Here is a 13,517-nt window from a genome sequence, read left to right as displayed (position 1 = left end):
GGCCGAGATGGAACCTGGTCTGCCCAGGAAGAAAAGCCCAACCGGGTTGCCTGGGACGGCCGGGTTTTATCCCGGCCTGCGGTCATAAAAGATCGCGCTCTGCCAACACTTCTTTCACCACAAACATGCCATTCAGTGCTGCTGGAAAGCCTGCGTACACAGCCATTTGTAGGACAACTTCCTTAATTTCATCCGCGGTGCAACCGACATTCAAGGCTGCGTTCACATGGACCTTTAGTTGTGGAGCGCAATGGCCCAGGGCGGTCAGCGCTGCGACGGTCGCTATCTCTCGCGATCTGAGGTCGAGTCCCGGTCGGGAGTAGATGTCACCGAAGGGAAACTCGATGGTGTATTTGCCGAGGTCAGGGCAAACGCCCTCCAGGCTTTCAATAACCTTGTGGCCCGCCTCGCCGTCGATTTCGGTCAGCTTTGCCAATCCCGCCTGATATCTGTTCGTGGTCATAATGCTGCTCCTGTAGTTGAGCAGTAACCATGCCTCTTTGAGTAAGCTCTAAGTCAAGCGAATGTCCTGGTAGTGTTTTATCTTCGTTTCCAGCGCTTGCAGATGCAGCTGCTCTTTTTCAATTCTCAGCTTCAAGGCGTCGCGGTGCATCTCTAGTATTTGTTGACGCTGGTCCAGCGTGCTGTCGCCCTGCGCTCGCAGCCCGGCGTACACAAGTATGCCTTCCAACGGCATGCCGGTTTCCTTGAGACGGGTGACAAACCTGACCCATTCGAGATCACGGAGGGTAAACGCGCGGTGTCCGCTGCTGTTGCGCTGGATATGCGGCATTACCCCTATCTTTTCGTAATAGCGCAGGGTATGGGCTGATAGCCCCGTCTGCGCGGCAAAAGCGCTCATATTCATGGCTGGGTTCTCGGTATATCGATTGCAAGGACGCGCTAGGCCAGCTCTACGGGGCCAAGCAGGGACGATTTTTATTAGGATAAACGCCACTGGCGCTAATGGGCGTGGCAGGTGCTCAGATACATACACGAAATGCTGCGCCACCTAGCTCCGAATCTTCCACAAAGAGTTCGCCGCCGTAGCTTTCGAGAATGTCCTTGACCACGGCTGTGCCAATCCCCTGACCAGGATGTTGCGCGTCCAGCCGTTCGCCACGGCGCAGAATGCGTTCACGCTGATCGATCGGTACACCGGGGCCGTCGTCTTCCACGCAGAGCTCACAGACGCCCTGAGCGATACTGGCCTTGATACGCACCTGGCCCAGGCAGAGGCGATAGGCGTTCTCCAACAGATTGCCCATTAGCTCGAGTAGCGCAGCGCGTTCCATGGGGATCTCCAGCCAGGGATCGAACTGGCGCTGTACAGTCACCTGTTTATCGCGGTACACCTTGTCGAGTGCTTCGCAGAGGTTGTCTATCAAATGCTGCAAGGGGACTCGGTGCCGCACCAGGCCGCTTTTACGCAGGCTGGCCCGCTGCAGTTGATAGCTGATCTGCTGGCTCATGCGCTCGATCTGCCCCTGCAGGATGCGCGTCTGCTCGCGGTTCTCGGGTTTACTGGCGATGATTTCGCTGGTGCCTTGCAGCACGGACAGGGGTGTTTTGAGGCTGTGCGCCAGATCATCCAGTGAATGCCGGTAGCGTTCGCGCTGCTGGCGTTCACTGTTCAGCAGCCGGTTCAGGGAACTGGTCAGACGCAGCAGCTCGCTGGGATGCTCCTCGCTCAGGTTTGCACGGGTGCCGGCCTCCACCTCATCCAGCTCCTTGCGCAGTCCGCGCAGGCTGCGAAAGCCCCAGGTCAGCCCAAACCACAGCAGGCCCAGCAGCACTAACAGGGCGACGCCCAGCCATAGATAGAGCTGGTTCATAAAGCCGCGATACAGTGTCTGGGTATCGCTTGCCGGCTGCATGGTCACAATGCTGAAGGCGGCGCTTTCACCGCGCAGCAGATTTACTTCAACATCGTAGACATAGAATTCGGCGCCGCTGCGATCGGTGATTCGCAACAGCCGATTGCCGCCGCCGTCATACTGCGGCAGATAGACGACGGCGATATCCTGAGCCGAACGGGACTGCCATAGCAGGTTGGCGTCACGGTCATAAATGAAGCCCAGTAACTGCGCATCGGGGATATCAAACTCCTCGTCGGGCAACTGATTTGGCATGGTCAGTTTTCCGTCGTCGGTGCGCGCGGCAGAAATCAGGATTCCGGCATCGGCGGCCAGACGCTTCTCAACCGATTGCTCCAGCGCAATCAGGAAGGCGCTACGCAAGGCGGGTAACAAGGCCAGCATGAAGAGCACAGCCAGCACCGCGCTGCCAAACATGAGGCGCAACCGCAGCGAGGAAGACCAGCGCCTTCGCACACGACGCCAGGCAGAACTCATCGGCAGCGCTCGGTAAACAGATAGCCCTGGCCGCGCACGGTTTCTATGGGTTTGAAACCTTCGCTGTGTTCCAGCTTGCGGCGCAGGCGACCCACCAGTACCTCGATCACGTTAGGGTCCCGCTCGTCATCGTCGGGATACAACTGCTCAATCAACCGTTCCTTGGGTACTACCTGCTGGTGGTGGCGCATCAGGTATTCGAGAATACGGTATTCAAAGGCAGTCAAGTTCATGCCTGCGCCATTGATCTGCGCCTGTTTACGGTTCATGTCCAATAGCAGCGGGCCGGCTTCGATCGTCGACTGAATGAAGCCTGAGGACCGGCGCAACAAAGCATTGAGGCGCGCCTCCAGCTCCTCAAACTGAAAGGGTTTGACTACGTAATCGTCAGCGCCAGAGGCTAGTCCCTCTACCTTGTCCTGCCAGTTGCCGCGGGCGGTGAGAATCAGGATGGGAAAAGTGTTGTCGCGGCTGCGAAGCTGCCGGATCAGATCCAGCCCGCTGATGTCTGGCAGACCAAGGTCTATGATGGCAAGATCATGGTGGTATTCATCGACGCGATAGAGCGCCTCTTCGGCGTTAGCGACCGCGTCCACTACGTGGCCCTGTTCGCCGAGTCGGGTATAGAGATGGTGACGCAGCAGCGCCTCATCCTCCACGACCAGCAGCTTCATGTTTGCCTGTCCTCTTCATCTGGAATGAAGCCGGACCACCGCTAGGGTGGCCCGGGCACATCCAACTGCCAGTTAAAACTTGTAGTTTGCACCCAGATACCATTGGCCGCTGCTGTGCAGATCGAGCGAACCCAGCGAGCTTTCGCCGTGCGGTGCAAAGTCTGTGCTGGCATTGCTGCGCAGGTAACGGTAGCCACCTTCCAGCGAAACGCTCTGGTTCACGTCCTGCAGCAGACCAGCCTGCAGACCGGCAGCATAACTGATATTGCTGTCACGCGAGATGCCTGAGCTGTTCTGCTCGAACTTGACCAGCCCCAGAGTACCGCCACCAAATAGCTGGGTGCCGGTTTCATTCAGCGGGTAAAACACATCGTAGCTACCCAGAAAGTTCTGCTGGCGCAGCTTCAGGCCCTTATTGCTTCCAGAGATGTATTCATAGGTGGCGTAGTAACGGCCGGTGTCAGTCTGCTGGCCGGCACGCACGCCCCAAGTGCGCTCATTGTTGATTACGCTGTCGAAGTTGGGGTGGTTCAGATTGGCGTTCAGCGCCGAAGATTTCTGAATGTTGTTGCTGGTCTGGCCCCAGGTCAAGCCGGCAAAGTTGCTGTCGGCATGGGCCGCTGTGGCAGCGCCGAATACTAGGGGAGTCGCTAGAACCAGTCTGGTGAAAGTCGATTTCATGTGTTGCCTCTCGAGTGACAATGGGTGTTTGAAAGCTCGAGAGTGATAGTGCGTGACCACGGCTGAACGTTGGCTGAACGCTGCCTGAACGGCAGCTGAACGAGCGGCTGCTCACCTGTTACGGCCTCGGGTTGACCGTCTACGTTTACAGGCTGGAGAGCAACCGGCGCGCCTGCGCAGGGCGGGTAAGGCGGATAAAACGCATCTGCTGGCTGGTCTCCATCGCTTGCTGCAGCTGCTGATAGCGCGCGCGGTTGCGCTTATAGTTCTTGAACAGCCACAGAAAGATCGAATCGCGCGACAGGAAAGAACGGCGGAACGACTCACGGTTACCCGTGCCGGGCCACAGCTCCTGCTGAGTGATTGCGCGATGCAAAGTGCGTTTGAACAGTTGCCAGAACGTGCGCGCAAAGGAGTAGTCGAGCCAGATGAGCGTGTCGGCGTACTGCCATTTGATCGCATTGGTGCGGTTGTAGTTGCCGTCCAGCACCCAACGCGGGCCGGAGACGGCACTGGCGACCTTGGGGAAAAATGCCGCATCGGTGGGTTCTACCCACTGCGGCAGCCAGAACAGCTGATCCATATGCACGCAGGGGCAATCAAGCCTGTCGGCCAACTGCCGGGCAAAGGTGGACTTGCCGCTGCCGGTAGTGCCTATCACGTTGATTCGTTGCATCCGGAACTCTGCTCGTCCTGTTGGCGCGGTAGTTTAATGCATGGCTGCTCCGCGCGTCCGCGCAGCGATGTGCTGACGAGTGCAGGACGGTGAAGAAAATTGGGCGCTGCGCTTCCGTCACTCTGCTGCGGGCAGCGCATCAATGGTGCGCAGAATCGCGCGGGTAATGTCTTCGCGTTTGTGCAGGTCGTCTGCCCGGTTGGGCGTGTCGATGTTGAGCGCAAAAAACACCGGGCCCTGAGGCCACTCTACCCAGCCCACCCACCAGCCGTAACGGCCTTCCCAGCCGGTCTTGGCGCGCAGGATCCAGTTGCGCTCGGCCTGCACTATCATCAGGTCTTTTACCAGCCGCTGATCCTCCAGCTTGAAGGGCAACTGGTTGCGGTACAGCTGCTGCAGAAAACGGATTTGCTCCTGCGCCGAGATCGCCAGTTTGCCGTCGATCCAGTAATCACCCCGGGTCACAGAGGGGTCGGCGTTGCCGTAATCCAGCTGCTGCAGATAAGCACGGGCCCTGGGCTCGCCAATGGCGCTGGCAAAACCGCGATACACCCATACCGTGGAGTTGCGCATGGCCGAGCGCAGGGTCTGGTCCTGATTGTGGCCCGCGTAGCTGTGCTTCACGCCATCCCAGGGGAATACCTGAAACTCATCACGCACCACTCCGGCGTCCAGCGCCATCAGGGTGTGCGGGATCTTGAAAGTGGAGGCGGGAGAGAAGCGCTGCGCGGCGCGCTCGGGGTTGTGCACCCAGGTGGTCTTGTCGGGCGTGCGTTCATCCAACACCACAATGGTGCCCACGGCATCCAGCACGGCGAACTTGGCAGCCCAATCGGTGCGCTCCTGAGTGGCGGCCTGCAGTGGCAAGGCTAAGAGAAACAGCAGGTAGAGGGTCAGTCTCGGCATCTGGGCTCACGGGTGTTGATCGGTTGTACGTTGCGCGGCATGCAGGCCGCGGTTGATGCATCGCCGAGAAGGGGAGCGCTAGCTTTTGAGCCCCAGCCGCTCGTGCCATTCGGCCAGGGACTCGTCGGGATACACGTCAAACAGCTTGTCGTTCGGGTCAGCATGTACTTTAACCCAGGGCGCCCTGGAGCCGAGCATCAAATGTGTGCGCTCCGGCGGCACCGGCAGCGGCGTATCGATGGCAGAGGCCAGCGGGTGCACCAGATCGGGCCAGCTCGGATCCCACAGCCAGAGCGCGCTGCCACACAGGCTGCAGAAATGTCGTTGCCCCGAGCTTTGCCGCTGCTCGCCGGTCTCGTTATCGGTCAGTATCGCCTGGTAGATGCTCAGGTGCTCTTTACCTTCCACCTTCAACGTGCGGTGATCACCTCCCAGGTTGATGGCATAGCCACCGCCGCCTGCCGTCTTGCGACAGATGGAGCAGTAGCACAGACAAAAGGGGTAGGGCTCTGCGGACTCCAGCGAGAAATGCACGCTGCCGCAGTGGCAGGAACCTTCCAGGTGCATGGGGTACCTCCGGTGGCTGATGCAGCATGCTGGATCGGATGAAGGGTACGCAGGCTGCTAGAACAGAGATCACGAAACTCGTCTCGGGTTCAGTCGGTATGACGACGCGTTTAGCGGATAGCGACAGGTTCACCGAAAAACACGGGGTAGGCAGTAATAGCCGGGATAGATTGAAAGCATCGCCTTACGGTCCCGCGCTGTTCAATTGCAGAGGGTTACCGCTTTATTCCAGAAGGCTGGGTTCAAGCTGTCTCGCTGGCATTGCTCCAGGGCCGTGACTATTGGCGCAAGAGACCCAATCTGCAATGGCGCCAAACCCGGCGCCGCGAGCTCGACCGCAGACGCCGGTTTTATCGCCACCACGCCGCCCGCCAGCTCCGCAAATTCATAGCGAACATAGCGCCCGGCGCCTTGGCTGCCTGTACTTTCGCCTAGGGCCAACACCTGACCTGTGGCGACTGGCGTATCCTCTACCAGCACGCTCGCAGTTGCTTGCGCCACGTCCAGCAGGGCTCTAAGGCGAGTGGTGACCTGCAGCTCCCAAGTGGCCTCGCGGTCGGCTATGACCCTGGCCGATAGGTACAGTCGCTGCCCTTCAGTGTCACGTCGCCGTGCAGCGCAGCTCACTGAGCTGACCTTCCGGGTTGCGGTGATCTGCCATCCCTGTACGGGTGGCAGCGTCACTTCATGCGCCAGCGAACGGGCCTGGATGCTTTGCGCGCTACCCACGGCGAGTAACAGCAGAGCGCAAAATGCAAATCCTTTCATGGTCTATACCCACTTGGGGAAGATTGATCAGCGCTGGGTCTCGTTATCAATGGCCCGCTGCACCTGGCGGTAAAAAGCCAAACGCTCCTGGCCCTGGTCGCCGCCCTGGCGATCAGTTGCCTGCGGCCAGTTGCCGTTTGAGGCGATCACCAGTTGGCGCTTGGGATCGATAAAGATGCCTTGGCCGAAAATGCCCTGGGCAATGTAGGCGCCATCATCCAGCGTCCACCATTGATAACCGTAGCCATGGCCGGGCCGGCCGATGTCTGCCTGCTTGGTGGTAGCCTCGGCAATCCAGCCATCAGGTAATACCTGCTCGCCACCGGCCTTGCCGCCGCCCATGATGAACAAGCCAAAGCGGGCAAAGTCACGGGTAGCGGCCTGCACGCAGCAGCCGCTGACTTCATGCCCGGTGGACCCCAGCAGCCAGGTAGCGTCCTGTTGCATGCCAAAGGGCTGCCAGACCTTCTCGGAAAGGTATTCGGCCAGCGGCTTGTTGGCGGCGGAGCTGGCCAGCACGCCAATCAGGTTGGTCTCGCCGGTTTTGTACACCCACTTGGTGCCGGGCTCTGCCTCGGATTTAAGCTGGCGCATGTAGCTCACGGTTACATCCACGCCGGGCTCGGGCTTGTGGGAGGCGAACTGCGCTACATCTGACTGCGGGTCGCCATAATCCTCGTTCCAGGCCACGCCGGAGGTCATGGTGAGCAGCTGTTTGATGGTCACGTTGTCGTAAGCGGAGCCCTTGAGGTCGGGGATGTAGTCCGACACCATGTCGTCGACACTCTTGATGTAACCATCCTTGATGGCCGCGCCCACCAGGGTGGAGGTAAAGGATTTGGCCACCGAGAAACTGGTCCAGCGCCCTTCGGGGCCAAAGTCCAGCCCATACTGCTCAAGCCGCACCTTGCCATCCTGCACGATGATCAGCGCCGCGGCGCGTTGCGACGCCATGTAGGCATCCACATCCAGGCCAATATCCAGCGGCGCGCCTGCGGGCAGGGGATACACATTGCCGCCAGCGGCAATAACCCGCGATTTGCTCAACAGTGGCACACGGTCCAGGGCGCGAAAGCCGGCGTCACGCTGCTCGGTAGACCAGAACAGCACGTTGGTATCGGTGGGCATGTTAAGAACCAGCCGGCGCATATCCTGATCGGCCGTTGCCCAGAAAATGCCGCATCCCACTACCAGTAGCAAGGCTATCGAGATGATCCATTTTTTCATGCTTATGCTCCCTCTTGTTTTTGTATGCGTATCTTAGGGGAGTGGGGCGGGCTTTGGTGGATGTTGCCAACTGCATAAGCAAGCGTGATTGGGCGGCAGTCGGTAGGGGAATGCTCCGCCTGCCGTGCCTTGGCGTTCAGGCGCTGGCGCAGATCGGAAATAATGCCAGTTAAGGTCGCGCCCAAGCGCACAGCTGTGCACCTGGGCGCCATCATTTCAGCCGCAGCTTTCCGGGGCCTCGGCAATCAATTCGCGCTGCACCCGCACCGCCGTACTCTTGGGGCAGACCGGCTTGCCGCTACCTTCAAGGTGCGCCCGCGTAAAGGCCGCGCCGAACAGCAGGATCATTGAGGAATAGTTGACCCATAGCAGCAGAAGCGCCAGCGAGCCGGCGGCGCCATAGGCCGAGGCCGTTGCGGTGTAGGCCAGATAGATCGAAATCAGAAAGCGGCCCACCGTAAACAGAACCGCGGTAATAAAGGCGCCCAACAGCACCTCTCGCCACGACAGCAGTACATCGGGCAGGATCTTGAACATCGCGGCAAACAACAGCGTGGTCACGATCAGCGACAGGCCCAGCTCCAGCCCAACCATGGTGCCCGGCGGCACCGGCAGCCAATCCTGAGCAAAAGCCATAATGGCGCGCAAAACCACGGACAGCATCAGCGATACCAGCAGAATAAAGCCGATTGACAGAATGATGGTGAGCGACAACAGGCGGCTTTTGATGAACACCCAGAGGTTGTTACGCGCAGGGCGAGGCGCGACGCCCCAGATCTGATTCAACGACTGCTGCATTTTGGCAAACACCGTGGTGGCGCCCACAATGGTGGCAAAAATCCCGATCAATGCCGGCCAGATGCCGCTCTGATCGATCTGCGAGTTGGCCACCGCGGTTTGTATGGTGTCTGCGGCTTCCGGGCCCAGGGTACCCTCCAACTGCGCAAAGAGTTGGCCTTGCACAGCACTCTCACCTACAACCAGGCCAACCAGAGCTACTACCACAATCAGAACCGGCGCTATGGAAAATACTGTGAAGAACGCCAGGGCAGCCGCGTAGATAAAGGCCTGGCTATCGAGCCAGTTCTTGACCGCGGCCTGGACGATGCTGAACCAGTACTTAATCATGGGGTAAGGTTACTGTGGAAGCTGAACACCATAGTCAAAACACCTTGTCTCGAATTAAAACTCGCGGGTAAGCGGCCATTGTAGGCATAGCGGCGGGGCCTGACCAACGGCTCACTCTGGCGTCGCCACTCTTTCTCGCCGTTATCTATAAGGACAATGTTAATGTGCACCCAGTTTCCGCTACGATCACAATCCAGCGATGCGGATCACGCAGGCGCAAGCTTTGCCGCCATTTCATGCGATAACTTATGTGGCAGCTAATGGGGTAATGCTGGTTAGCGCCGCGCCAAAGCACCTAGCTTTTTCAGGAGAATAAAAATGTCAGATACCAACATCGAACTCATTTCCACCATCAGCGAAGACAACAAGCTGGAGCTTGCTCTGCGCGAGATCGAGATCCCCCAGCCGGGCGAAAACGACGTGATCATCCGCATCGAAGCCGCCCCCATCAACCCCTCTGACCTGGGCGTGATGTTCAGCGCGGCCGATATGACCACGGCCAAGCAATCCGGCAGCGCCGAGCGCCCGGTGATCACTGCCGATGTGCCGGCCAAGTTCATGGGCGCGGTTAAAAAGCGCATTGGCAAGTCGATACCCGTGGGTAACGAAGGCGCCGGTACCGTGGTCGCAGCGGGTTCATCGGCCGCTGCCCAGGCCCTGATGGGCAAGACCGTTGCCTTCATCGGCGGTGGTAGCTATCGCAAGTATCTGCGCACCAATGTGCAAAGCTGTCTGGTACTGGAGCCGGGCACCACCGCAGTCGAGGCGGCTTCCAGTTTCGTTAACCCGCTGACCGCTTTGGCCATGGTCGAAACCATGCGCGCAGAAGGCCACAAGGCCATCGTCCACGCTGCCGCCGCCTCCAACCTGGGCCAGATGCTCAACCGCATCTGTATTGCCGACGGCATCGACCTGGTCAATATCGTCCGCAAGCCCGAACAGGAAGCCCTGCTGCGCGACCTGGGTGCCAAGTACGTGGTCAACTCCAGCAGCGACAGCTTCATGGCCGACCTGACCCAGGCACTGATCGACACCGGCGCGACCATCGCCTTCGACCCCATTGGTGGCGGCAAATTGGCCAGCGACATCCTCACCTGCATGGAAGCCGCGGTCTCGCGCAACATGACGGAATACAGCGTGTACGGGTCCGATATCTACAAGCAGGTGTATATCTATGGCGGCCTGGATCGCGGCCCCATTACGCTGAACCGCGCCTTCGGTTTTGCCTGGGGTGTGAACGGCTTCCTGCTGTTCAATGCGTTAGGCAAACTGGGCAAGGACACCGCCGCCGCCATGCGCAAACGCGTCGCCGCCGAAATCAAAACCACCTTCGCCAGTAACTACACCCACGAGGTCTCACTGGCCGGTGCGTTGAAGCTGGAATCGATGGCGGTTTACGGCAAACAGGCGACGGGAGAGAAGTTTCTGATCAAACCGCAGAGCTAAGCTTAGGCTCTGGCTGTAAAGCCTATAACGGCGCTGGAGTCAGATTGGCTCCAGCGCCTGCATGAAAACCCTGCAAAATAATGAATCTGGCGCAGCCTAATTTTTGAGGCTGCTGATAAAGGCGTCTGATTCGGCAATGGACTTTTCCATTTCTCTGATCAGCTGGGCCACGTCGGTTTCTATACTCCCCAATTCACCCTGCAGCGAGTCGATCGCCCGCGCATTCAGATTGTGCTTCAGAAACAGCACCTGATCCTGGAAGGCTTGCAATACCGGCGCCATGCGCGCTTCAGCGCTGCGCATTGCCTTGATAAGGCCCTGGTACTGCCGTCGTGTCTGGCTCAGCTTGGCTGCACTTTGGCGCTTGAGGCTGGCGCTGCTGTACAGCTCGATTTCATCTTCCCATTCATCGAACAATGCCTCGGACACGTCTTCGACTGCATCAATACGCTCGGTCACCGATTCAGCGGCGGCTTTACTGTCTTCGTACTCATCGTTCAGCCGGTCGTAGCGTGTCGCCAGATCCTGATCCTTGATCTGGATAATGAAACGGAACTGCGCCAGCGCCGACTCGAATTGCTCTTTGGCGTCGGTCTGCGCCTCTTGGGCTGACTCAACCCGATCGACCATGATGTCGCGCTTGTGAACGCCAACCCGCTCCATCGCGCCGTAGTACGCCGACTGGCAACCGGTCAGTGCAAGCAGCAAAAAAGAAATTAAAAAACAACGACCTAATAACATGTGTCCTTACCTTTAGCTGAATTCAGACCCGTTCGATTAACGCTGATGAACGCCCTTGTGACGCGAGAGCAGGGGAGCGCCCGGTGCACGAGGCCGAGTGAATGCTACTCATCTGACCCCAATTACCTGCCAATTACATTTGTGCATCGTACAGGCGCCGGGCCTGAGGAAGAAAGGTTAGGGCAATGTGGCATTAAGCCTGAAGCCCCGTCTGAAAAACCGCCGTTGGCACTCAGGTTCACGCTCAGCCTATGCCTGGATGCTGAAATCACACCAGCGTGATTGCCAGCAGCCTTGCCCATTCAGCAGGGGCTGCTGTTACCTGAGTGAGAGCAATGTTATGACACGGAGTGATGGTGCTGGCAATTTGCCTGCTTTACCCTGCACCTGTGCGGAACTGTTTGTCTCATGGGCCCTCATATTCACGAACTGCTGCACGGTCAGTGGCCGTGTTTACTCGTTTGCATCATTACATTGGAGCCCCCTGCCGTGAGCAGCGTTAGAACCCTTGAGCCCATGCGGCCGACGGCGCCAAGTTGAAGCGCTCTCCCTTCGTCGCTATCGCGACCCTCGCTGCACTGGGGATGTCTCTTTGCGCGGCAATGAGCCGTAGCTTTTACGTTCAGGAGACCCTGGCTATTTCCAACGAATTCCAGGGGGATGTTGGACAGATTGCGGCAGTATTGGAGCGAGAGGTACTTCTTAACCTTGAGGTGCTTTTTGCTTTGAAAGCAGCCATCGAGGTTGTGCCCGGTATGGACGCAGAGCGCTTCCAGTCCATCACCGATGGCATACTCGAGCGTTCACCGGTAATCATGGCCTTTGCTTGGGCCCCGGTCATCGAGCGCAGCCAGATAGCGACCTTTGAACAGGAACAACAACGCCATTTTCCGGGTTGGCGCCTTAGCGAAAGGGATGCTGATAACCGAGTTATTCCTGTAGCAGAACGCAGCGCTTACGTCCCTGTGCAGTTCATAGCGCCATTGGACAAGAACGCTGCTGCGATGGGTTTTGACCTGGCCAGTGAAGCCAACCGCCGCGCAGCGATCGAAGCCTCACGCGACACGGGCAGGATGGCTGCAACTGCTGGCATCAAGCTGGTGCAAGAGACGGAAAAGAAACAGGGTTTTTTGGTATTCGCTCCGCTTTATAAGGGCCGACCGACCAACCTGGAACAACGGCGCGAGGCCCATTATGGTTACATCAATGGCGTCTTTCTGGTTGGTGAGCTGGCCAACCAGGCGATTGGTATCAGGAATAACCCGAATCTGCTGTTTCAGGTGGTAGATATTACCGGTGCGCAACCTAACCAGCTGTACAGCAACGCCGATCCCGCAGACCCCAGGTGGGTGAGCGACATGGGTTATAAAACCCTGCTGGCCGACGTGGCCGGCCGCACGTGGCAGATTCAAGCCAAGCCATCACAGACCTACGTTGATGCCCGACGTAGCTTTCTGCCGGCGCTGATCATGGTGTCTGGTTCTTTTTTCATCGCATTGCTGGTGATCTACGCGCTGATCAACGTCAATCGGAACCGCGCGCTGGTTGCCAGCAAGGAGAAGCTGGAAAAGATGTCCCTCACCGACGGTTTGACCCAGCTGGCGAACCGACGGCATTTTGATCAGTTTCTTGAGCAGGAGTGGGCTCGCGGTATGCGACAAAGCCAACCACTGTCATTGATCATGCTGGATATAGACCACTTCAAACACTACAACGATCAGTACGGGCACCCCGCTGGTGACGAGTGCCTGAGGAATGTCGCGCGCATTCTACAAGGCGTCGTGCGCAGGCCGACCGACATGCTGGCCCGCTACGGAGGCGAAGAGTTCGCGATCATTCTGCCCGACACGGCCAACGGCAGCCTCGTTGCCGAAGCCTGTCGAGCCGCGATTGAACAGGCGGCAATGCAGCACGAGCTTTCCGATATCAGCAAACGAGTGACCATCAGCGCAGGCGTGTGCTCAATGGTACCGAGCGAATCCAACAGTCTGGAAGAACTCAAAGAACAGGCAGACGCTGCGCTCTACCGCGCGAAAAATGCGGGTCGCAATAGAGTGAAAGGGTGTTGATGCGCGATGGGCGGATCAAAGGTATTAAGAAAATGCGGCTTTGCGGTCGCCCGCCACCGGCCAATATTTCCCTGAGTATTGCGTTGATTATCGTCGATGAGTGGGAGTGGTACGGCATTAAAAGCGATGTTGATCTTTATTCTATTGAGGGGCTACTCAAGTTGTAAGATGCTTGATCAAGCCCAAAAAAGAGGCCCGGTAGGGCCTCAGACTGCTGACAAAGCCCTGGCTCTTTAGCCGGGGCTTTGTTTTTATATGGGCACTCCAGAATGTCAGGGTA

At 58.2% G+C, this 13,517-nt stretch carries 15 protein-coding genes; 3 read left to right on the top strand and 12 right to left on the bottom strand.

Annotation, left to right across the window (positions count from 1 at the left end):
* Positions 1 to 82 precede the first annotated feature (82 nt).
* The 11 genes from V7756_RS11830 to V7756_RS11780 form a co-directional block, all read right to left on the bottom strand.
* On the bottom strand, positions 83 to 463 hold the full coding sequence (locus V7756_RS11830; RefSeq protein ID WP_335610382.1) for a carboxymuconolactone decarboxylase family protein: 381 nt from the start codon (positions 461 to 463) through the stop codon (positions 83 to 85).
* Positions 464 to 511: 48 nt separating this feature from the next.
* Positions 512 to 868 (bottom strand): MerR family transcriptional regulator, encoded by a 357-nt coding sequence (locus V7756_RS11825; RefSeq protein WP_335610381.1) that lies wholly within the window; start codon positions 866 to 868, stop codon positions 512 to 514.
* 115 nt (positions 869 to 983) lie between these two features.
* Positions 984 to 2,354, bottom strand: coding sequence for an ATP-binding protein (locus tag V7756_RS11820; RefSeq protein WP_335610380.1), 1,371 nt, complete (start codon positions 2,352 to 2,354; stop codon positions 984 to 986).
* Positions 2,351 to 3,028 carry a response regulator gene (locus V7756_RS11815; protein WP_335610379.1) on the bottom strand — a complete coding sequence of 226 codons (678 nt, stop codon included), beginning with the start codon at positions 3,026 to 3,028 and terminating at the stop codon, positions 2,351 to 2,353. Before V7756_RS11815 ends, V7756_RS11820 begins: the two co-directional genes overlap by 4 nt.
* A gap of 72 nt (positions 3,029 to 3,100) precedes the next feature.
* Positions 3,101 to 3,709 carry a hypothetical protein gene (locus V7756_RS11810; RefSeq protein ID WP_335610378.1) on the bottom strand — a complete coding sequence of 203 codons (609 nt, stop codon included), beginning with the start codon at positions 3,707 to 3,709 and terminating at the stop codon, positions 3,101 to 3,103.
* A gap of 145 nt (positions 3,710 to 3,854) precedes the next feature.
* Complete coding sequence (locus tag V7756_RS11805; protein ID WP_335610377.1) at positions 3,855 to 4,385, bottom strand: AAA family ATPase; 531 nt, start codon at positions 4,383 to 4,385, stop codon at positions 3,855 to 3,857.
* A gap of 117 nt (positions 4,386 to 4,502) precedes the next feature.
* Complete coding sequence (gene blaOXA / locus V7756_RS11800; RefSeq protein ID WP_335610376.1) at positions 4,503 to 5,291, bottom strand: class D beta-lactamase; 789 nt, start codon at positions 5,289 to 5,291, stop codon at positions 4,503 to 4,505.
* Positions 5,292 to 5,369: 78 nt separating this feature from the next.
* A complete protein-coding gene (locus tag V7756_RS11795; protein WP_335610375.1) occupies positions 5,370 to 5,858 on the bottom strand; it encodes a GFA family protein in 489 nt (162 codons plus the stop codon).
* Between the two features lie 201 nt (positions 5,859 to 6,059).
* Positions 6,060 to 6,626, bottom strand: coding sequence for a hypothetical protein (locus V7756_RS11790; protein WP_335610374.1), 567 nt, complete (start codon positions 6,624 to 6,626; stop codon positions 6,060 to 6,062).
* Positions 6,627 to 6,653: 27 nt separating this feature from the next.
* A complete protein-coding gene (locus tag V7756_RS11785; RefSeq protein ID WP_335610373.1) occupies positions 6,654 to 7,853 on the bottom strand; it encodes a serine hydrolase domain-containing protein in 1,200 nt (399 codons plus the stop codon).
* 216 nt (positions 7,854 to 8,069) lie between these two features.
* The gene (locus tag V7756_RS11780; RefSeq protein ID WP_335610372.1) at positions 8,070 to 8,981 is read right to left on the bottom strand and encodes a YihY/virulence factor BrkB family protein; all 912 of its coding nucleotides are present in this window, start codon (positions 8,979 to 8,981) and stop codon (positions 8,070 to 8,072) included.
* A gap of 318 nt (positions 8,982 to 9,299) precedes the next feature.
* Here V7756_RS11780 and V7756_RS11775 point away from each other — a divergent pair, with 318 nt between their 5' ends.
* Positions 9,300 to 10,427: a zinc-binding dehydrogenase gene (locus V7756_RS11775; protein ID WP_335610371.1), complete on the top strand. Its 1,128-nt coding sequence runs from the start codon at positions 9,300 to 9,302 to the stop codon at positions 10,425 to 10,427.
* Positions 10,428 to 10,523: 96 nt separating this feature from the next.
* Here V7756_RS11775 and V7756_RS11770 read toward each other — a convergent pair whose 3' ends face one another.
* The gene (locus tag V7756_RS11770) at positions 10,524 to 11,168 is read right to left on the bottom strand and encodes a DUF2959 domain-containing protein (protein ID WP_335610370.1); all 645 of its coding nucleotides are present in this window, start codon (positions 11,166 to 11,168) and stop codon (positions 10,524 to 10,526) included.
* Positions 11,169 to 11,770: 602 nt separating this feature from the next.
* Between V7756_RS11770 and V7756_RS11765 the strand changes: the two genes are divergently transcribed.
* A complete protein-coding gene (locus V7756_RS11765; RefSeq protein ID WP_335610369.1) occupies positions 11,771 to 13,237 on the top strand; it encodes a CHASE domain-containing protein in 1,467 nt (488 codons plus the stop codon).
* A complete protein-coding gene (locus V7756_RS11760) occupies positions 13,231 to 13,404 on the top strand; it encodes a hypothetical protein (RefSeq protein ID WP_335610368.1) in 174 nt (57 codons plus the stop codon). Before V7756_RS11765 ends, V7756_RS11760 begins: the two co-directional genes overlap by 7 nt.
* The last annotated feature ends 113 nt before the right edge of the window (positions 13,405 to 13,517 follow it).

The organism is Halopseudomonas sp., assembly GCF_036961105.1.
Taxonomy (GTDB): Bacteria; Pseudomonadota; Gammaproteobacteria; order Pseudomonadales; family Pseudomonadaceae; genus Halopseudomonas.
The sequence above is the reverse complement of the archived record's forward strand: the minus strand, read 5'-3'. Positions and strand labels throughout refer to the sequence as shown.